Annotated in this window: 19 protein-coding genes; 8 read left to right on the top strand and 11 right to left on the bottom strand. The window is 46.0% G+C overall.

The window, feature by feature from the left end:
* Window positions 1–3 precede the first annotated feature (3 nt).
* The 4 genes from thrC (at window position 4) to CLV93_RS11160 (ending at window position 5,354) form a co-directional block, all read left to right on the top strand.
* Complete coding sequence (thrC, locus tag CLV93_RS11175; protein WP_106542290.1) at window positions 4–1,305, top strand: threonine synthase; 1,302 nt, start codon at window positions 4–6, stop codon at window positions 1,303–1,305.
* Between the two features lie 159 nt (window positions 1,306–1,464).
* Complete coding sequence (locus CLV93_RS11170) at window positions 1,465–2,166, top strand: NigD1/NigD2 family lipoprotein (RefSeq protein ID WP_170108924.1); 702 nt, start codon at window positions 1,465–1,467, stop codon at window positions 2,164–2,166.
* A 135-nt stretch (window positions 2,167–2,301) separates the two neighbouring features.
* Window positions 2,302–4,395, top strand: a complete 2,094-nt coding sequence (gene dpp5, locus CLV93_RS11165; RefSeq protein ID WP_106542288.1) for a dipeptidyl-peptidase Dpp5 — start codon at window positions 2,302–2,304, stop codon at window positions 4,393–4,395.
* A 170-nt stretch (window positions 4,396–4,565) separates the two neighbouring features.
* A complete protein-coding gene (locus tag CLV93_RS11160; protein ID WP_106542287.1) occupies window positions 4,566–5,354 on the top strand; it encodes a hypothetical protein in 789 nt (262 codons plus the stop codon).
* 61 nt (window positions 5,355–5,415) lie between these two features.
* Here CLV93_RS11160 and rsxA read toward each other — a convergent pair whose 3' ends face one another.
* From rsxA to recG, 9 genes are all read right to left on the bottom strand, one after another.
* Entirely contained in the window at window positions 5,416–5,988 is a 573-nt protein-coding gene (rsxA, locus tag CLV93_RS11155) for an electron transport complex subunit RsxA (protein WP_106542286.1), read from the bottom strand.
* A gap of 6 nt (window positions 5,989–5,994) precedes the next feature.
* On the bottom strand, window positions 5,995–6,579 hold the full coding sequence (rsxE, locus tag CLV93_RS11150) for an electron transport complex subunit RsxE (protein ID WP_106542285.1): 585 nt from the start codon (window positions 6,577–6,579) through the stop codon (window positions 5,995–5,997).
* The gene (locus tag CLV93_RS11145; protein WP_211297807.1) at window positions 6,576–7,220 is read right to left on the bottom strand and encodes an RnfABCDGE type electron transport complex subunit G; all 645 of its coding nucleotides are present in this window, start codon (window positions 7,218–7,220) and stop codon (window positions 6,576–6,578) included. Before CLV93_RS11145 ends, rsxE begins: the two co-directional genes overlap by 4 nt.
* Window positions 7,217–8,197, bottom strand: coding sequence for an RnfABCDGE type electron transport complex subunit D (locus CLV93_RS11140; protein ID WP_106542284.1), 981 nt, complete (start codon window positions 8,195–8,197; stop codon window positions 7,217–7,219). Before CLV93_RS11140 ends, CLV93_RS11145 begins: the two co-directional genes overlap by 4 nt.
* Before the next feature lie 38 nt (window positions 8,198–8,235).
* Window positions 8,236–9,555, bottom strand: a complete 1,320-nt coding sequence (gene rsxC / locus CLV93_RS11135) for an electron transport complex subunit RsxC (RefSeq protein WP_106542283.1) — start codon at window positions 9,553–9,555, stop codon at window positions 8,236–8,238.
* A 56-nt stretch (window positions 9,556–9,611) separates the two neighbouring features.
* Window positions 9,612–10,499 (bottom strand): Fe-S cluster domain-containing protein, encoded by an 888-nt coding sequence (locus tag CLV93_RS11130; RefSeq protein WP_106542282.1) that lies wholly within the window; start codon window positions 10,497–10,499, stop codon window positions 9,612–9,614.
* Window positions 10,500–10,511: 12 nt separating this feature from the next.
* On the bottom strand, window positions 10,512–10,934 hold the full coding sequence (locus CLV93_RS11125) for a SoxR reducing system RseC family protein (protein ID WP_106542281.1): 423 nt from the start codon (window positions 10,932–10,934) through the stop codon (window positions 10,512–10,514).
* Window positions 10,935–11,144: 210 nt separating this feature from the next.
* Window positions 11,145–12,995 (bottom strand): sensor histidine kinase, encoded by a 1,851-nt coding sequence (locus CLV93_RS11120; RefSeq protein ID WP_106542280.1) that lies wholly within the window; start codon window positions 12,993–12,995, stop codon window positions 11,145–11,147.
* Between the two features lie 46 nt (window positions 12,996–13,041).
* Window positions 13,042–15,150: an ATP-dependent DNA helicase RecG gene (recG, locus tag CLV93_RS11115; protein ID WP_106542279.1), complete on the bottom strand. Its 2,109-nt coding sequence runs from the start codon at window positions 15,148–15,150 to the stop codon at window positions 13,042–13,044.
* A 100-nt stretch (window positions 15,151–15,250) separates the two neighbouring features.
* Here recG and CLV93_RS11110 point away from each other — a divergent pair, with 100 nt between their 5' ends.
* The 4 genes from CLV93_RS11110 to CLV93_RS11095 all read left to right on the top strand — a co-directional run bounded on the left by CLV93_RS11110 (window position 15,251) and on the right by CLV93_RS11095 (window position 17,647).
* Window positions 15,251–16,012, top strand: coding sequence for a hypothetical protein (locus tag CLV93_RS11110; RefSeq protein ID WP_106542278.1), 762 nt, complete (start codon window positions 15,251–15,253; stop codon window positions 16,010–16,012).
* Between the two features lie 63 nt (window positions 16,013–16,075).
* A complete protein-coding gene (locus CLV93_RS11105) occupies window positions 16,076–16,774 on the top strand; it encodes an ABC transporter ATP-binding protein (protein ID WP_106542277.1) in 699 nt (232 codons plus the stop codon).
* Between the two features lie 18 nt (window positions 16,775–16,792).
* Window positions 16,793–17,338 (top strand): cob(I)yrinic acid a,c-diamide adenosyltransferase, encoded by a 546-nt coding sequence (locus CLV93_RS11100; protein WP_106542276.1) that lies wholly within the window; start codon window positions 16,793–16,795, stop codon window positions 17,336–17,338.
* A gap of 87 nt (window positions 17,339–17,425) precedes the next feature.
* On the top strand, window positions 17,426–17,647 hold the full coding sequence (locus tag CLV93_RS11095; protein ID WP_073170646.1) for a DUF2795 domain-containing protein: 222 nt from the start codon (window positions 17,426–17,428) through the stop codon (window positions 17,645–17,647).
* Window positions 17,648–17,659: 12 nt separating this feature from the next.
* On the opposite strand, the gene CLV93_RS11090 is transcribed toward CLV93_RS11095, so the two are convergent.
* Together CLV93_RS11090 and CLV93_RS11085 are read right to left on the bottom strand one after the other, a co-directional pair.
* The gene (locus tag CLV93_RS11090; protein WP_106542275.1) at window positions 17,660–19,348 is read right to left on the bottom strand and encodes an OstA-like protein; all 1,689 of its coding nucleotides are present in this window, start codon (window positions 19,346–19,348) and stop codon (window positions 17,660–17,662) included.
* 31 nt (window positions 19,349–19,379) lie between these two features.
* Window positions 19,380–20,345, bottom strand: a complete 966-nt coding sequence (locus CLV93_RS11085) for an AAA family ATPase (RefSeq protein WP_106542274.1) — start codon at window positions 20,343–20,345, stop codon at window positions 19,380–19,382.
* Window positions 20,346–20,353 lie beyond the last annotated feature (8 nt).

Below are 20,353 nucleotides of genomic sequence, written 5' to 3'. Positions count from 1 at the left end.
CTCATGGAATATTACAGTACAGAGAAAAAGGCACCGAGAGTTGATTTGCGCACGGCCGTAACCGAAGGCCTCGCGCCTGATCGGGGATTGTACATGCCCGAACGTATTGTTCCGTTGCCGGAATGGTTTTTCAAAGAGATGGAATCGTTTACTTTTCGTGAAATTGCTTTCGAAGTGGCGAAACGTTTCTTTGGTGAAGATGTTCCGGAAGCCGATTTGCAGGAGATTGTGTTTGATACGCTCTCGTTCGATGCGCCGCTGGTGCATGTGCGTGATTCCATTTATTCGCTCGAACTTTTTCACGGTCCAACGCTGGCATTCAAAGATGTTGGCGCGCGGTTCATGGCCCGCTTGCTTGGTTATTTCCTGGCAAAACAAAACGGACGAGTGAACGTGTTGGTGGCGACTTCCGGAGATACCGGCAGCGCGGTAGCCAACGGCTTTTTCAACGTACCCGGAATTCACGTTTACGTACTGTACCCGAAAGGGAAGGTGAGTGAGATTCAGGAAAAACAGTTTACCACGTTGGGACACAATATCACAGCGCTGGAGATTGACGGTACGTTTGACGATTGCCAGCGATTGGTGAAATCAGCTTTCATGGATGATGAGCTGAAGAAGCAACTGACGCTGACTTCGGCCAACTCCATCAACGTAGCCCGCTTTCTGCCGCAGGCGTTCTACTATTTTAATGCATGGGCCCGTCTTCCGGAGAAGGACAAGAAAGTGGTCTTCTCAGTGCCTAGCGGTAACTTCGGTAACCTGACCGCCGGCTTATTTGCCAAACGAATGGGCCTTCCGGTCCACCGTTTTATTGCAGCCAATAATCGCAACGATGTGGTGTTCGAATACCTGAAAACCGGTGAATTTAAACCACGTCCGTCGGTGGCTACGATTGCTAACGCCATGGATGTGGGCGATCCGAGCAACTTTGCCCGCATTCTCGATTTGTACAACCACGATGTGGATGCCATCCGGGCTGATATCTCAGGAACCCGGTATACCGACGAAGAAATTCGCAAAACGTTAGGGCGCATTTATCAGGAGACCGGTTATTTGCTCGACCCTCACGGAACGACCGGGTATCAGGCGCTGGAAGATAACCTGCAACCCGATGAAGCCGGTATTTTCCTGGAAACAGCTCACCCGGCTAAATTTACCGAAACAGTGGAAGGTGTCATCGGGCAGGGCAACGTCCCAATGCCCGAACGCCTGGAGAACTTCCTGCGCAACGAACGTGTGATTGATTCGTTAGGCGCTTCGTTCAAAACATTTAAAGCTTATTTGCTGGAACACGCGGAATAGAAATTTCCTATATCTGAAATATCGGAAGGTCGTTGTTGTAAAGCAATGACCTTTTTTGTTAAAAAACATCTGATAGCAAGCTTTGCAACGCAACCTTTGACACGATTTTTGTATCATGTTTATACAATTTGAGCTAAATAAAGAGAGAAAAGTATGAATATGAGAAAGGTTTTAACACTGCTGCTAGGCGCATCGTTCCTGGCTGTGTTTGTTACATCCTGTGATTTGGATGACGACGGAAAATACTCTGTAGGCGACTTCATCGTCAGCCTGGGCGTTGTTCAGAAAGAGAATCCGAGTGATAATTCATACGTGATTCAGCTGGACAACGGCGATTCCTTTGTTCCGATGGCTACATCGGTTCCCTATTTCAATGTTTACAATAATCAGCGGGTGTGGGTGAATTTCAATCCGTTGGATGACAAAAGCAATAGCGATGGTTCGCTTACCTATTACGGAAAAGTAAACGATATAAGAGAAATTCTCTACAAAAACATTTCGAATGCTTCCAAGGTTTCCGCTGATAGTATGGGCTACGATCCGGTCAATGTGAAAGATATCTGGATGTCGCAGGATAGTATTCTGAACCTGAAGATTGCCTTTTACACCGCTGGTTCAACACACTACATTAACCTGGTGAACGATGAAACCGGAAATGGGGTAGACCAGCCGTATATGCTCGATTTGAAGCATAATGCCCGTGGTGACGAGCAGGCGTACCGCACCTCGGGAATCGTCAGCTTCAAGCTGGGAACACTGAAAGCAGCCGGCAACGATTCAATTAATTTCATTGTCCGTTACACCAACTATGACGGTCAGACCGTTCAGGAGCCGGTTATGACGTACCATTACGGCAGCTGACCGAGTTGATTATTTATTGTTCATAAACAGAAAAAGCAAAAACCCGCTGTGTAACATAGCGGGTTTTGTTTTGCCCGTTCTTGACCAAATAATAATTCCGGTTAAATTTGTGTCAAATCAGAAAATTGTTGTACAATGAAAAAACTGGCTCTTTTTTCACTTCCGCTATTAATGGTCGGCCTGATGGCCTGTACCACCAAAGCGCCGAAAGTGGAGAAAAAGAATTTTGTGCCTGAGGTTCCCAAGCTGACCTCCGACATTATGACTCCCGAAGTGCTCTGGTCGTTTGGCCGAATGAGCGAAGCGGAAGTTTCGCCCGATGGAAAATCGGTCGTGTATGCTGTAACCTATTTCAATATCCCGGAAAATAAATCGTACCGCGATTTGTATTCGGTTTCCACCGATGGAGGTACACCGGTGCAGTTGACCGACACACCGGAGAAGGAATATAATCCGCAATGGCGTCCCGACGGCAAGAAGATTGGTTACCTCTCTTCCAGATCGGGAAGCACGCAGTTGTGGGAAATGAACCCTGATGGTTCTGCCAAACATCAGGTTTCACACATCGATGGCGGCATCATCGGATTTAAGTATGCGCCTACCCAGGACCGGATTCTTTACATCAAAGCAGTGAAGCTCGACAAGAGTGTGCATGATTTGTTTCCTGATCTTCCGAAAGCAGATGCTCGCCTGGAAACAGACCTGATGTATGTGCATTGGGATCAATGGCACGATTATACTTACCAGCATGTGTTTGTAACCGATTACAACGAGAATAACGTGGTAGCCGGAACCGATATCATGAAGGGTGAACGCTTCGATACCCCGATGAAACCATTTGGTGGCATCGAGCAGATTAATTTCTCGCCCGACGGAAAGAAGATTGCTTACACCTGCAAGAAGAAAGTCGGCCGCGCTTATGCGCTTTCGACCAATTCCGATATCTACATCTATGATATTGCCAATGGCGAAACCATCAACTATACCAAAGGTATGATGGGCTACGACATCAATCCTGTTTTCTCGCCCGACGGCAAAAAGCTGGCGTGGGAAAGCATGGAGCATGATGGTTACGAATCGGATAAAAACCGCTTGTTTATTGCCGATTTGGCTACCGGAGATAAGAAAGATTACTCCAAGGATTTCGACCAGAATGCTAACGGACTGGTTTGGTCGGCCGATAGCAAGAAGATTTATTTCATTTCCGATATTCACGCTACTGACGAAATGTATTCGCTGGACGTAGTGGCTGACAGCATTCACCGAATTACCGACGGAGTACACAACTATCAGAGTGTGATGCTCGCCGGAGATAAACTCATTGGCCAGCGCGTTTCGATGTCACATCCGGCGGACCTGTACAGTGTGAATCCTGCTGATGGAAAAGCGATACAGATTACCGATATCAACAAAAAGTACCTCGACCAGCTCACTTTCGGTAAGGTGGAAAAACGTTGGGTAAAAACGGTTGATAACAAGAAGGAGCTGGTGTGGGTAATTTATCCGCCGCACTTCGATCCGAACAAGAAATATCCGACATTGCTGTATTGCGAAGGCGGACCCCAAAGTACGGTTAGTCAGTTCTGGTCGTACCGCTGGAACTTCCAGATGATGGCTGCCAACGATTACATTATCGTTGCCCCGAACCGTCGCGGATTGCCTGGTTTCGGTACCAAGTGGAACGAAGAAATCTCCGGCGACTACGGTGGCCTGGCGATGGACGATTATATGTCGGCTATCAAAGATGTCGCTAAAGAGCCCTACGTGGATAACAACCGTCTGGGAGCTGTTGGTGCCAGTTTCGGTGGTTACTCGGTTTACTACCTGGCCGGACACAATAACGGCTACTTCAAAGCCTTCATTTCGCACGATGGTATCTTCAACATGGAAGCGATGTACACCACCACCGAAGAGATGTGGTTTGTGAACTGGGATTTGGGCGGTTCGTACTGGGATTTCAAAAACCCGGTGGCGATGAAGTCATACGCCAAGTTCTCTCCGCATAAGTATGTTCAGAACTGGGATGCTCCGATTCTGGTTATTCACGGAGGACATGATTACCGGATTCCTTACACGCAGGGCGAAGCAGCCTTTAACGCAGCTCGCTTGCGCGGATTGCCTGCTGAGTTCCTGTACTTCCCGAATGAAAGTCACTGGGTATTGCAGGCACAGGATGGTATTCTGTGGCAGCGGGTCTTCTTCAACTGGCTCGATAAATACCTGAAATAAGGATTTTTCCTGATAAGATAGTTAAGGCTGCCTCGGTTGAGGTGGCCTTTTTTTGTGGAATTAGCTTATGACTTCAATAACATAAAAATGGTTAATTTAGGAGTTAGTCAAAGGATATCTAAGAAGTTCTGTTTTGTAATAAGTAATGGACACTTAAAAAAATACTAGATTTGGATAACATAACGAAATCTTTTCAGGAGTTTCAAAAGTATATTGATGCGAGCTTGTCACAAATATTAGGTAGCCGTGGTCGCAATTCGTCTCAAGGGATAATGGGACCTTTCGCAAAGCTACAGGAACATGGAGTCGCGAGGGCGACGCAACAATTTACAGAAAGATTATTTGAGTTATTGAAAAATACTCCTGGTGATTTGGTCTTGCTTGCTAAATATGGTTGGTATCTTGATTTTGGGAGTGATTTACGACTTGCTGAGTATCTTGCATCCTTAATTGAAGATGACAAGATTGAGAAACTAGATCAATATTTAATTAATCGTTTTAGGGAGGACACGAATAAAATTTTTAAAAAACTAAAAACTAGGCATCCTAGTAGAGAGGCTATATTTGCTCAAGTCGAGCAAGCGCAAAATAACAAGCAATATTTTGTTTCGATACCAGCATTGTTAGCTCAGGCTGATGGAATATGCCTTGACTATACGAAGAAGAAATTCTTCAAAAAAATTAAGAAGCAAGATTATTTACCTGAAATGACTACCGAGTTGTCTGAGATTTCTAGCACGGCATTGTCAATATTTATGGCTCCCATAAAAGAGCAATCGCCAATTGGGGCTCACGAAGAAGGCTTAAAACAATATCCAGTAAAATTTAATAGGCATGTTGTTATGCATGGGATAGATACAGAGTATGGAACAGAGGCCAATAGCTTGCGTTGTTTGTCATTTGTAAAATATCTATCTGATATTTTAATACACTTCGAAAAAAAGGAGTCACAAAAATAAAAAGCTGCCCCGACATCCATCGAGGCAGCTTTTGTATATCGAATTTGTATGAATTTTCGGCTTAAACGATTCCGGAGAATCCCATGAAGGCCATGGCCAGAATACCGGCTGTAATCAGCGCAATAGGCGTTCCTTTTAAACCTTTCGGTACATTCATCAGGTCGAGGTGCTCGCGCAATCCGGCGAAAATCACCAGCGCCAGTCCAAAACCGATAGCAGTAGAGATGGCATAAACTACGCCTTCCATCAGGTTAAAGTCTTTCTGAATCGTCAGAATGGCCACACCCAGAATGGCACAGTTGGTGGTAATCAACGGAAGGAAAACGCCCAGTGCCTGGTAAAGTGCAGGACTTACCTTTTTCAGGATGATTTCGACCAGCTGAACCAGCGCAGCAATCACCAGGATGAACGAAATGGTCTGAAGGTAGGCCACGTTCAACGGCACCAGAATATTGTACTGAATCAAATAGGTCACGATGGTTGCCAGTGTCATCACAAAGGCAACGGCTCCGGCCATACCGATAGCGGTTGAAGTCTTTTTCGAAACACCGAGGAAAGGACAGATTCCGAGGAACTGTGCCAGTACGATGTTATTGACAAAAATGGCCGATATGATAATGATAATGTATTGCATAACTTATCAGGCTTTTTTGAGTTTATTGATGAGGGCAATCAGGTAACCCAGCGCGATAAATGCTCCGGGAGCTAGTACGAAAATCAGGCTGCCGTAATGTTCCGGATAAATGGTTAATCCGAAAACCTTTCCGCTTCCGAGGAACTCACGAACAGCACCTAATAACGTCAGTGCGAATGTGAAACCCAGTCCCATGCCCAAACCGTCGACGATGGACGACCAGACAGTATTTTTCGATGCAAAAGCTTCAGCACGTCCCAGCACAATACAGTTGACCACGATAAGCGGGATGAACAGTCCCAGACTTTCGTACAGCGATGGCAGGTAAGCCTGCATGGTCAGCTGAACGATGGTTACGAAAGTAGCTATGATAACGATGAAACTCGGGATACGAACTTTGTCCGGAATACCGCTTTTCACCAACGATACCACGAAATTGGCCATCACCAACACAAACGTGGTGGCTAATCCCATGCCCATCCCGTTGATAGCAGATGAGGTGACCCCGAGTGTGGGACACATTCCCAGCAGGAGTACAAATACAGGATTCTCTTTCAGGAATCCTTTGGTGAAGTTTTTCATCTGATTCATGAGTTACCTCCTTCCGTTTGAGCTTCGTTTTTGGTTTTCGAGCCGCTCATTCCATCCGATTCATTTTTCCAGGTGTTGTACGCTCTGCGCACAGCATCCAGAAATGCGCGCGATGAAATGGTAGCCGCTGTAATCGCGTCGATATCTCCACCGTCTTTCGATACGTGGAAATTTACCTTACCGGGATTTTTCCCGATGATATCCTGTTTCGGTTTATCCTTGTTCCGGAACCATTCGCCCATCTTGGAACCCAGTCCCGGTGTTTCCTGGTGTTGCAATACTTCGTAACCGGAAATAGTGCCGTCAGGTTTGAAGCCGACCATGATGGTGAAGTGGCCTGAGAAACCTTTGTTGGTATACGATTTAACGGCGGTTCCAACTTCTTTTCCCTGTGCATCGTATGCCGGGAATAATTCCAGACTATCGGGCCCGTCTTTCGGAAGTACCATCAGACTTTTTCCAAGCTTGTCGAATTTGGGAAGTACCGACGCAATGGCTTTTTCCTGTGCCTTTATGTTGGCTTTTTTAATGGCGTCGCGGGTCATTTCGTTCACCAGACCAAGCGATGCAGAGGCGATGAAGGTAACGGCAAACAGCGTTACCAGCATATTGATGAAACTCGATTCTCTTTTAGCCATCATGCAACCCTCCCGAATCTAGTAGGTTTGACATAGGCATTGATCAGCGGGGTGAACGCGTTCATGATGAGAATCGCGAAGGAAATACCTTCCGGATACGCCCCAAAGTTTCGGATGAGTACGGTGATAATTCCGATACCGACTCCGAAAATTAATTGTCCCACATGTGTCATCGGCGAACTAACCATATCGGTAGCCATGAAAATAGCTCCGAGCATGGCACCACCGGTGAACAGGTGGAACATCGGGTCCATGAAACGATCCGGATTGGCTAACCATAAAATTCCTTCGAAAATGAAGATGGTTCCCAAAACGGCAACCGGCGTGTGCCAGCTGATAATTTTCTTCCAAAGCATGTAAACACCACCTAGTAGCAATGCAACAGCGGAAATTTCACCCAGCGAACCACTCATATTTCCCCAGAAGAGGTCGAAATGACTTGGAAGCTGGGAAGTGATTTGGGGAATGGTTTCGCCATTCTTCAATCCTTCTTTCAGCAGCCCGAGCGGTGTTGCACCGGAGAAGCCGTCAGCGACAACTTTGTTGGCTGTCCATGTGGTCATTTGAACAGGGAAGGAGATAAGCAGGAAAACACGTCCCACCAATGCCGGGTTGAACGGGTTTTGTCCCAGTCCGCCGAACGACATTTTACCTACGCCAATGGCGACCAATGCTCCCAGAACAATGAGCCACACCGGCAATCCGACCGGTACGTTAAAGGCCAGCAAAATCCCGGTAACGATAGCAGAACCATCGTCGACCGTAGGCTTGACCTTCATGATATACTTTTGAATTACATATTCGAAGAATACACTCGCCGCTATGGCAATGAGTGTCACCTTTACGCTGTTCCAGCCGAAAAACATAACCGACATGGCGAAGGCCGGTAACATGGCCAGTACCACGCCGTACATGATTTTCCGTATGGACTCGTCACCCTGTACGTGCGGGGAAGGTGATACGGTTAGCAGTTTATTCATCGGTATTTTTGCGTTTGTTTTGTCTGATTAATATTCGATTAGTTCTGTGATTTCCGTGCCCGAATGAGTTTGCCCACCGTTCCTTTTCCCAGTCGGATGTAATCCAGCAACGGGCGGTTAGACGGACAAGTGAAGGAACAAGAGCCACACTCGATGCAATCCATCACATGACGGTCTTCGCTGCGTTCCCACAATTTCTTCTCCGACATGGTCATCAACAGGTAAGGCTCGAGTCCCATGGGGCAAACATTCACACATTTACCACACCGGATGCAAGGTTCTACCTCATTCCGCTTCGCTTCGTCGTCGCGGATGAGAAGAATACCCGACGTTCCTTTTGTTACCGGAACTTCGAGTGTGGTAACGGCGCGTCCCATCATCGGGCCACCACTAATCACTTTGCCGGTATCTTCGGGCATGCCACCAGCGGCTTCCACCAGGTCGGTAACCGGTGTTCCGATGCGCACCATCAGGTTTGACGGTTCTTTGACCGATTTTCCGGTTACGGTAACCACCCGCTCGACCAGCGGTTTATTTTTCATCACCGCTTCGTAAACGGCGAAAGCTGTACCTACGTTATTCACCACCGCACCAACAGCAATAGGCAGTGCACCTGACGGAACTTCCTTGCCGGTAACGGCTTTGATTAACTGTTTTTCACCACCCTGCGGATATTTCACTTTCAACGGTTGAACTGAGATTTCCGGCTCGTTGGCAGTGAATTCCTGCATGCGGGTAATCGCATCGGGTTTATTGTTTTCGATACCAATTACCGCTTTATTCACGCCCAGCGTTTTCATCAGGAGCTTGGTGCCGACAATAATTTCAGCGCCTTTTTCCAGCATCAGGCGATGGTCGGAAGTGAGGTAAGGTTCACATTCCACACCGTTGATGAGTAGTACCTCGGCGGTCATTCCCGGAGGCGGGCTCAATTTCACGTGCGTGGGGAAGGTGGCTCCACCCAAACCGACGATTCCGGCTGCCAGAACTTTTGCATTTATTTCCTTGGCGTCCAGGTGAGTTTCTTTAATCAGGTTATCGGAAGTATCGATACCTTGTTCCCATTCATCACCTTCAACCTCGATGATGACTGCTTTTTTCTTGTATCCGGACGAATCCATTACATCATCAATCTTCTTCACTTTCCCGGAAACGGATGAATGGATATTGGTGGATACAAATCCCGAACTTTGCGCGATTACCGTACCGACTTTGACTTCGTCGCCGCGTTTAACCACTACGGTGGCGGGAGCACCGATATGTTGAGCAACGGGAATACTGACGGTTTTCGGGAGGGGAAGCTTTTCGATGGCTTTGCCGGCTGACAATTTATTCTCGGCCGGGTGAACACCTCCCATTTTGAATGTCTTTAACACGTTGACCTCCAGTTTATCGTTAATTATTCGTTTAGTTCTTAGGCTTTATCTGTTGAATCGGGACCAGCTGATGTCGGCTCGGCTACCTGCTCGGGTTTGATTTTCCTTGGTGGGAAATTTACCTCGATGATGGAGTTGGTAGGACAAACAGTGACACACTTGCGGCAAAGCTTACACTTATCCGAATCGATGAAGGCCAGGTTGTTTTCCATGGTAATGGCATCGAACGGACACTCTTTGAAACATTTGCTACAACCGATACAGGCAACGTCGCAGGCTTTTTTGGCGGCGGCACCTTTATCCTCATTGCGGCAGGCCACGTAAATCTTGCGGTCTTTCGGCATCTTCTTGCGAAGCTCGAACAAGTCTTTCGGGCAGGCATCGACGCAGGCACCACATGCGGTACATTTTTCATCGTCGACTTCCGGCAGACCGGTTTCAGGATTCATGTGCAGGGCATCGAAATCGCAGACATCCACACAATCGCCGTAACCCAGGCAGCCAAAAGCACATGCGGTTTCGCCACTGTAAAGTGAAGAAGCGGCTGAACAAGATTTGGCTCCGTCGAATTGATTGGTTTTCGGACGATGGTCGCATGTTCCGTTACAACGAAGTACAGCTACCTTGGGAGCTTTCTGTACTGCTTCCAAGCCGAGAATATTAGCAACTTCGTTCATGCATTCGTTTCCACCAACCGGGCAAAACAAGCTGCTCAACTCGTTTTCTTCCACACAGGCTTCGGCGAAAGCACGACAACCGGCATATCCACAACCACCACAATTGGCGCTTGGAAGCGCTTCCTCGATCTGGTCGATGCGCGGATCTTCGTGAACCATGAATTTTTGAGATACGTAGTACAGGATAATCGCTGCGATGATCCCGATGGCGCTGAGAACAACAACAGTGTAAATCAGTGTAATGCTCATTTTATCTGAGGTTTAGTTCAGTTTTCGAATACTAAAATTCAGTTTTTGTTTGATTTTTTCTTTCAGGAGATATAAAATACCGTAATAAGGCACCAAAACACCCAAAGAAGCTGCTGCTGCCAGCGATTCATTGCCGGTAGTCTGAAGCAAAACGATGAGTGTGATCAAAAGTATGATAAGGGGCAGGATATATGCTACAAAAAGTGCCCGGAACCCCTGTGATTCGCTGGCAATAACTTCGACAAATTCTCCCCTTGTATAGGTGCCTTTCCAGCTCTCAATCTCCACTTCCTTTTCTTTGACATCGGACATGTTGCACGAACCATTAACCGAACATGACACACATGCTGACTGGGAAACGATTCCAACTACTATCCGATGGTCATCCGCAAACTTTACAACTCCCCGATGGAAGATATTTCCCTTGTTTTCCATTTTTCCTAAACGGTAGAAAATTTTCCCGCAAATGTAACGAGCTTTTTTATCTATCAGATTATTGAGTATATATCTTTAAACACCTATTGGTAATTTAGCATTGTTTTAAATAAAATATATACAATTCGATATATAGATAATTCGAAATAAGGAGAGAATGAATGGTGTTGATATACAGGTTTTAGGAAGATTTTGAAAAAAGCAAGCATGCTAAGTATTACTATTCTCTGACGCCGGAAGGCGGAACCGGAAGATGGTTCCTTTGTTTTCGGCGCTCTCTACTTCGATGGCGCTATTGTTTTTTTCCAGGAATTCTTTACACAGGATCAATCCAATCCCCGTTCCCGATTCATTTTCGGTTCCTTTGGTATAAAATTTATGCCCCACCTGGAATAGTTTCTTCTGGTTGGATTCTGATATTCCTATCCCAAAGTCTTGAATACTAATTAATACATGGTGGTGAGTCTTTTGGGCGCTGATGATGACCTCTCCTCCGCGATGCGAGAATTTGATAGCATTGGATACCAGGTTCCGGATGACTGTAGCAATCATTTTCGGGTCGGCATAGGCATACATTCCGTCTTGTAGGTTGGTTGCCAGTGTTATATCTTTCTTTTCGGCCTGGCCAGCTGGCAGAATCAGGACGGCTTCTACCAGTTCCTTGACGTCGAACTCCTCAGCCTGAACGGCGAGAGTTCCGCTTTGTGCATGCCACCAGTCGAGTACATCGTCAATCAAATCGACCATGCTGCGCGACGAATGACGAATGACTTTGGCGAAACTCCTGCGTTGCTCTTCCGAGAAAGCTTCATCTTTGCTTTGTAAAACTTCGGCAAAACCCATGATAGACGAAAGTGGATTCTTTAAGTCGTGTGCCAACAGGCTGATGAATTTATCTTTGGTCGCATTGGCTTTGCGCAATTCCTCTTCCGAGAGTTTCAGTTTTATCTCATAAAGCCTGCGGTGAGTCAGGGTTTTAGCAACAGAACGTGCCAGGAAAAGCAATAGAACGAACACTGCTAAAAAGAGCGCTCCCAATCGTCCGTAAATTCTTCTTTCTCCTTCTTTTATTCTTGATTCAGGCACATGCGAAATGACTTTAAAAAGATAATCCTGGGATTCTCCAAATATCGGGAGGCTGTCGAGCGGAAGGTTCAACGCCCGGTAAACTTCCTTGATTCGAGTTAGCGGATGTAAAGTCTGGAAAGTGAAAAGACCTTCGTCGTTTCGGAATTGACCGTTTTTATCGGCCCATATTTTCTTGTGAGCCTCTGGAAAATCCTCCCGGAAAGTCTTGCGCGAATTTCCGTCATTAATAAACGACCAGGTTCTGGTTGGGTCGGGGTGAAGCAGGTAATAGCCCGAACGATTAACCAAAAGAGAATTTCCCTGCCGGCTTCCGTCGCCTTCAATATATTTACGTAATGCATAGCCTGCATTCAGATTGAGAACAAGAATACCTTTCACTGTGCCGTCTTTGTCAGGAATGGGCGTTGCAATCCGGATGATGGGTTTCAGCGGAAGCTCGATTTTGCCGTTCTCCACGTTCATGTCAAGTGGCGAAAGATATACTTCGTAAGGTTTGAGTCGAATGGTATGCTGAAAAAATTCCTGGTCGGCTTTGTTTTGCATCCCATCTTCCTGCACTTGATAAGGTTTTCCTTCTTTGTCCATTTTTACCCGGAGACGTTCCATGCCATTTTGGTCGATGAACCGAATCTGATCGTAAAACGATTTTTGCATCATCAGGTTACTGAACTCACGAACGAGTGCTTTTTTATCCTGAGGATTGGGTTGGTTGACATACTCGTTCATGTGCTCTTCGTGAGAGAGAAACATGATATCGGTTACCACGAAGGCAATGTCGTCAAGCAGACTGCGGTATTGAACGGCAATCTTGTTTTTTTCCTGTAGCTGGATGTTACCGATGAATTCGTCAATGCGAATGCGTAAGTAGGGAAGAAAAAACAGAGCGGCAAAACCACCAAAAAGTAAGGCGTAGGTGAAAAAATACCGGTAAAATATGCTTCGTTGGTTGTTATTTTTTAGCGTTTTATTCATCGGTTGAAAAAAGCAAATCAGGTAAAGTTCAAGTTATGGAATCTTATCAACTTATGGAGCTCCAATTTAAGTGGTTTTTTCGTAATGCAATCAATTGTTTGCGCATCAGGTTATTTTCGGGCTTGGCCAATGTGGGATCGTCATCCAAAATATCAGTGGCAATATCGCGTGCATATTGCAGTATCTGACCATCTTTGGCGATATTAGCGATCTTCATATCGAAAGCCATGCCCGACTGTTGCGTTCCTTCAATATCGCCCGGTCCGCGTAGCTTCATATCGGCTTCGGCAATTTCGAATCCATCGTTGGTCGCTACCATGGTTTCGATGCGCTTCCGGCTTTCCGCTCCCAGCTTATATTTCGACATCAGGATACAAAAAGATTGTTCTGCACCTCGTCCCACACGACCGCGCAATTGGTGAAGCTGCGACAGACCGAAACGTTCGGTGCTTTCAATTACCATCACGGATGCATTGGGAACATCCACACCTACTTCAATAACGGTGGTAGCCACCATGATGTTTGTTTCCCCGTTCTTGAAACGCATCATCTCAGCATCTTTGTCTGCCGGACGCATTCTGCCGTGCACCATGCTCACGTGGTATTTGGGCTCGGGAAACGCGGTTTTGATATGTTTATATCCTTCTTCCAGGTTTTTGAAGTCCATCTTTTCCGATTCGGAAATGAGCGGGTAGACCATGTAAATCTGGCGTCCAATTTCAATCTCTTTTCGCATAAAATCATACACCTTCTTGCGGTTATTTTCGAAGAAGTGCATGGTTTTAATCGGTTTCCTTCCGGGAGGCAATTCGTCGATGACGGAAACGTCCAAATCGCCGTAAACGGTCATGGCGAGTGTACGCGGAATCGGGGTTGCAGTCATAACCAACACATGAGGCGGAACATAATTTTTTCGCCACAAGCGCGCACGCTGTGCTACACCAAACCGGTGTTGTTCGTCGATAATGACCATCCCGAGGTTTTTGAACTTCACTTTTTCTTCGAGCAGCGCATGGGTGCCAATCAGAATGTGCAGCTCGCCGTTTTCCAACTGTTCGTGAATCTCTTTTCGTTCCGATTTTTTTGTGGAACCGGTGAGCAAGCGGACGTTTACCGACATGTTGCCCAAAAATCTCTTGATGGAGGCATAATGCTGGTTGGCCAGAATCTCGGTCGGGGCCATCATGCTCGACTGAAACCCGTTGTCGAGCGCCATCAGCATCGTCATCAATCCCACCATGGTTTTACCGCTTCCCACGTCTCCTTGCAACAGCCGGTTCATCTGTTTGCCGGAACCCACATCTTTCCGAATCTCTTTAATGACCCGCTTTTGCGCTCCGGTTAGTTCGAAAGGGAGATGATTATGAAAAAATTCGTTGAAGTAATCACCGATGATGGTGAAAGGATGTCCCCGGAATTTTTGTTGCCGGTCGGCTTTCAGATGGAGTATTTTTAGCTGAATGTAAAATAGCTCTTCGAATTTTAGACGGTATTCAGCTTTGCGTAATGCATTCGGATTTTGCGGAAAATGAATATTCCCAATGGCCTCGGGCAGCGACATCAGGTTGTACTTTTCCACCAGCCAGGCGGGGAGCGTTTCCCGTAATTTTCCTTTTGCCAGGGGAAAAAGATTCTGCTGAAGCTTCAAAATCACTTTCGAGTTCAGAAAACTCTTCTTCAGTTTGTCCGTCGTGTTGTAAAATGCCTGGATATAGCCTTGAGCATGCTTACTTTGTTGGTCTTCGGCTTCCTCCAGTTCGGGATGAACGATATTATACTGCCCATTGAATTCGGTCGGTTTGCCAAAAACGACATACTGTTTGGTCGTGCTTAGAGACGAACGAACGTATTTGATGCCTTTGAACCAGACCAGTTCCAGCACTCCGGTGCCATCGGTAAAATATGCCACGAGCCTCTGGCTACGTCCTTCTCCGACTACTTCGGTGCCGGTAATCCGGCCTTTTACCTGTATGTATGGCAGTTTGGTATCGATTTCCCGGATGTTGTAAAAACGGGTCCGGTCGACATATTTGAATGGAAAGTAGTAAAGCAAATCCCGGAAAGTAAAAATCTTCAGTTCACTGTTCAGCAAACTGGCACGCCTGGGACCTACTCCCGGCAGGAATTTGATATCTTGGTCAAGAAATTCAGGCATGAAGCAAATATAACAATAAATTATACTTGGATTCGTGCGCGGGAATGAAGGAAAAACCTGACTTTTGCGAGAAAGAAATGCACCCTTTCAATAACCGTTTATGTCCTTATTTCGCTTAAAACGACAAATTTCATATTGGCTCAATGCTCGTCACCGTCGCGGACACGGAATTCACTCTCCATATCTTTTCGGATTGCTGACAAACGTGATTGAAAACGATGGAAATTATTACGCCTATGAGACGATTGATGGCGTATGGGCATCGTTGATGCGGTCGAATGTGAAAGTTCCCGGAAGTACGTCGACGCATGAGGATGTGCCGGAAAAGCTGAAGTTGCTGGTCAGAAGGTTCGACCTGTTGCCGAAGTATGGAAAGATGTTGTTTCGGCTGATCAACGAATTTCAGCCCAAGAACATTGTTTGCATTGGGCCGGTTACCGGAATGACGTCGTTGTATCTGGCGAAAGCGGATAGTCGTATTTCGGTGAATCATTATGACGGGAAAAAGGAATTACTGCCCGTGACAAAGTATTTGCTCGAGACCGCCGAGGTTGAAAATGTGACGATACACGAAGGTTTGCCTGACTTTTCCTCGTTGGATATGGAAGACGCTTTCGTTGTTTTGAGTTACCCGGAAGATCCCGTTCGGTGTCACGAAGTTATTCAGAATATTGTCAGAAATCCGGACGAAAAGCCCAAAGTAATCGTGGTAAATGGAATTCATCAGTCTCAGGAGATGGAGGAAATTTGGAGTGAACTGACAACGAACGAATTTGTGCGTGTCTCCCTCGATTTTTTTACCTTAGGTTTGGCTATCTGCCTTCCGGATTTGCAAAAGGAAAATTTTGTGATAAGATATTAACAAGGCATTGGATGTACCGTTGCAATTCCGTTAACTTTGTATAAAGTTGAAATATTCTGTTAAATGGAAAAAGTCATTCAACTCAACAACATCGTTAAGAACTACTATGTCGGAACACAGGTGGTCCACGCTTTACGCTCGGTATCACTATCGATAGACAAGGGCGATTATGTGACCATTATGGGGGCGTCCGGATCGGGAAAATCTACGTTGATGAATATCATCGGCTGTCTGGATACGCCCACTTCCGGTTCTTATCATCTGAGTGATATTGATGTGGGGGCGTTGGATGACGATCGGCTGGCGGAGATACGCAACGATGAGATTGGTTTTGTATTTCAGACCTTCAATTTGCTGCCTCGTTATTCAGCCCTTGAGAATGTAATGTTGCCGCTGGTTTATGCCGGTATTGGCCGGAAAAAACGAGAAAAGCAGGCGATGAAGCAGTTGATTCAGGTGGGCCTGGAAGATCGCGTGGAGCACAAACCGAATGAGTTGTCGGGCGGTCAGCGTCAACGCGTCGCTGTGGCCCGCGCTTTAGTGAATCACCCGTCCATTTTGCTGGCGGATGAGCCGACCGGTAACCTCGATTCGAAGATTTCGGAGGAGATAATGAAACTCTTTGCCGAGATTCATAAACTGGGAAATACCATTATTCTGGTTACCCACGAAGAAGATATTGCCCGGCACGCACATCGCATTATCAAACTCAAGGATGGTGAGGTTGAAGCCGATTACCGTAACAGTAATCCGATTTATTAACGCTAAATCTTTTTCAAAATGAGTGTATATACCCGCACCGGAGATGACGGAACTACCGGACTGATTGGTGGCTCGCGAGTTCCCAAGTCTGATTTACGGCTCGAAGCTTATGGAACGGTTGATGAACTGAACTCATGGATTGGTTTGATTCGTTCGCAGGATATCATGCAATCCGATAAAGAGGAACTTATTCAGATTCAGAATAAATTATTCGTAATAGGGGCCCGGTTAGCCACCGATACCGATCGCGTAGATAACAAAGAGCACCTTCCGTGTTGCGACGAGGATGTTAAACAGTTGGAAAAAGAGATGGACAAGATTCTGGCTGACCTTCCGGCGCTTACACATTTCATCCTTCCCGGTGGAAATGACCCGGTTTCGTACTGTCACCTGGCGCGCACAGTTTGCCGCAGAGCTGAACGAAATGTCTATAAATTGTCGCAAAATGTCGACATACCGCACGAAATAATTAAATATTTGAACCGTTTGTCAGATTACCTGTTTGTCTTATCCCGGAAGGTATCATATGATACAGGGGCGGATGAAATTGCCTGGAAAGCCTAAAAAAAGATTGAAAATTAGGTATTAAGTTTTAAAAAAAAATGCTTATAATCGCAGAAAAAGCAAAATATAATATAATTAAATAATATTATGTACTGGACATTGGAACTAGCTTCAAAATTAGAGGATGCTCCCTGGCCTGCGAGCAAGGATGAGTTGATCGACTATGCTATCCGATCAGGAGCACCTTTAGAGGTCATCGAGAATTTACAGGAAATTGAGGATGAGGGCGAAGTATACGAATCCATAGAAGATATATGGCCTGATTATCCAAGCAAGGATGATTTCTTCTTCAATGAAGATGAATATTAAATAGGTTTTTATTTAGTCACGTGTCCTTAAAAGAGATTTGGGCGCAGATTCAATCTTGTTTTGTTTCTGCGCTTTTTCTTTTGGCTCCAATACTTTCTTCCCTGGTGTTTTCTTTCTTTTGGCCTGCTCTTTGGGGAAAATGTCGTACCTGTTTTTGGGTCTCTCTTTCGGTCGCCAGTTGAATCCCTCTAACATTGTTTCACTTGTATTCACGTCGTCTAACGGAAGCATCTTGGCATCGGGACGTTTGATGAAGGTGATATTGTTCATGTGCCCGTCGGTCAGATAAATATTGATGTTACTGCTTTCAACACGGTTCAGACCGATATATTTGTCTTTATCCTTGGCGAAATAAATTGAGCGACCATTCCCATTGACTTCCACTTTGTACAGATTGTTGTTCCGGATATAGCCGATCATGTCTTTACCGCTGATTTGGTTGAATTTGGCCGAATCTTCTTCGGAAATGATGAAGGCATTGTTCTCCATATTCACGATATCCGGTGATTTCTCGTGCGTCGTCATTTTTACCACGTCAGCTGTCATCTGGTTGTTCTGCGACCACAATACGGGATCATGGTACATTTCGATGGTTGAATCCTTCATCCGGTAGGCCAGTGAATCACATTTGCCCTGTAGGTCTGCACGGTAAAAGCGCACACCAAAGTAAGCCAGGAATATTTTCTTGTCGTCTTTTTTAGTTCGTAATGTATCTTTAGTTACTGATGTATCAGGAACCGAACGCAGCGTGTCGGCATGCATGAACAGTGTATCCTTTTTGGAATACTGCATAAATAACGCCGAATCGGTCACCATCGCTTTGTCGCTGACTTCGTTGTAAATGGCATGCTTCCCGGTAATGACGGTGTGGTTCTTCAGGTCGGTAAGCTTCACCTTGTGAAAAGCCCGTCCGTCGCCGGTCGTTTTGTTGTAGTATAATGTATCGCCTTCCAGAATCTGGTCATTGCGTTCGAGCCGCGAATCTTTGTACAACTCCGAAATATTCGTCTGTGTATCGTACCATCCACTTCTGGAGAAGAGCTTTCCTTTTTCTTTGGTTCCTTCGATGGTTGTCGGGCCGACAATGATGACACGTTCTTTTTCACTTTGATATTCCAACGTATCGGCGTGCATCACAAAATCCTTGTTGGTCACCTTCACCGAGTCTTTGAAGAAAAACAGATCGCGGTCGGCATAATAGCGGCCAACCCAGCTGGTCAGTACATTGGCCGTATCGACGATTTTTCCACCGTGATTATAATACCCGATATTCGTATTCATGTTGAAATCGAGCGAGTCGGTGGTCAGGGTGATGGTTTTGTTGACAAGCTTAACGTCCCGACGGACTTTAGCCATTTTGGTGTCGCCGTTGTAATTGATGTATTGTCCGTATAAGTTGAGTGTGTCGCCCTGGATGATGTGAACATTTCCAAAGGCATCTACCATGTTTTTACTATTGTATGAATAGGCGCTGTCACACATCATGACAATTCCCTGGTGATGCAGTCGCACATGTCCGATTAGACGTTGTGCATCAGCGACGATCTTCTCGTTGTACATCAAGCTATCGGCATGATCCAGTTCTATTCGTCTCTTTTTTTTCTGCGGCTGCGACTGAGGTGTGTAGGACTGCAGTGAAAACAGGGCAATAACTGTTATCAAAAAGAGAAAGGCATTTCGATATGTTGCCGGTAGCTTCATTCGTGGTTTTTCAAATTAGTGGCAGATGTGGTTATTTCATGAGTTGTGCGATGATGTCATCCACACCAATTCCTTCGGCTTCCGCCTTGTAGTTTTTGATAATCCGGTGGCGTAGAATGGCCGTCGCGACCGCTTTTACGTCCTCGATATCGGGCGAGTATTTACCATGCAGCGCTGCGTGGGTTTTAGCTCCTGTTACAAGATATTGTGATGCTCTTGGCCCAGCGCCCCACTTCAGGTATTCGTTGGTAATTGCCGGTGCATGCTCGGTTCCCGGACGGGTTTTGGCGGCCAGCGTTACAGCATATCGTAGCACGTTGTCGTTGATGGGCACACGTTTAATCAATTCCTGAAAATGAAGAATCTCTTCAGCCGAAATAACATTCTTTGCTTCATTCTTAAAATCGGAAGTGGTGTTCTTCACGATAGTCATTTCATCTTCGTGAGCCGGATAATCGAGCCAGATGGAGAACATAAAACGGTCGAGCTGTGCTTCGGGTAGGGGATAGGTTCCTTCCTGCTCGATTGGATTCTGCGTGGCCAACACAAAGAAAGGTTCTTCCAACTTATAGCTTGTTCCGGCAGAGGTTACCGACTTTTCCTGCATGGCTTCCAACAGAGCTGCCTGCGTTTTCGGCGGTGTCCGGTTGATTTCATCCGCAAGAATGATATTCGCGAACAACGGGCCTTTGACAAATTTGAATGCCCGGTCTTTATCCAGAATTTCCGTCCCGATAATATCGGAAGGCATCAGGTCGGGTGTAAACTGGATGCGTTTGTAATGCAAGCCAAGTACCCGGGCAATGGTGTTTACCAAAAGCGTTTTCGCCAACCCGGGAACACCAATCAGCAGACAATGCCCTTTACTGAAAATGGAAATCAGGACTTCCTTAATAATCTCGTCCTGACCATAGATAACTTTTTGTATTTCGCTAAGAAGCTCATCGTGCTTAACACGCAAAGCATCGACGGCTTCTGTATCATTCTTAAACATCATGTTCCAGG

The sequence above is a fragment of the Prolixibacter denitrificans genome (genome assembly GCF_003014495.1).
Taxonomy (GTDB): domain Bacteria; phylum Bacteroidota; class Bacteroidia; order Bacteroidales; family Prolixibacteraceae; genus Prolixibacter; species Prolixibacter denitrificans.
This window is presented reverse-complemented; position numbering and strand designations above follow the sequence as displayed.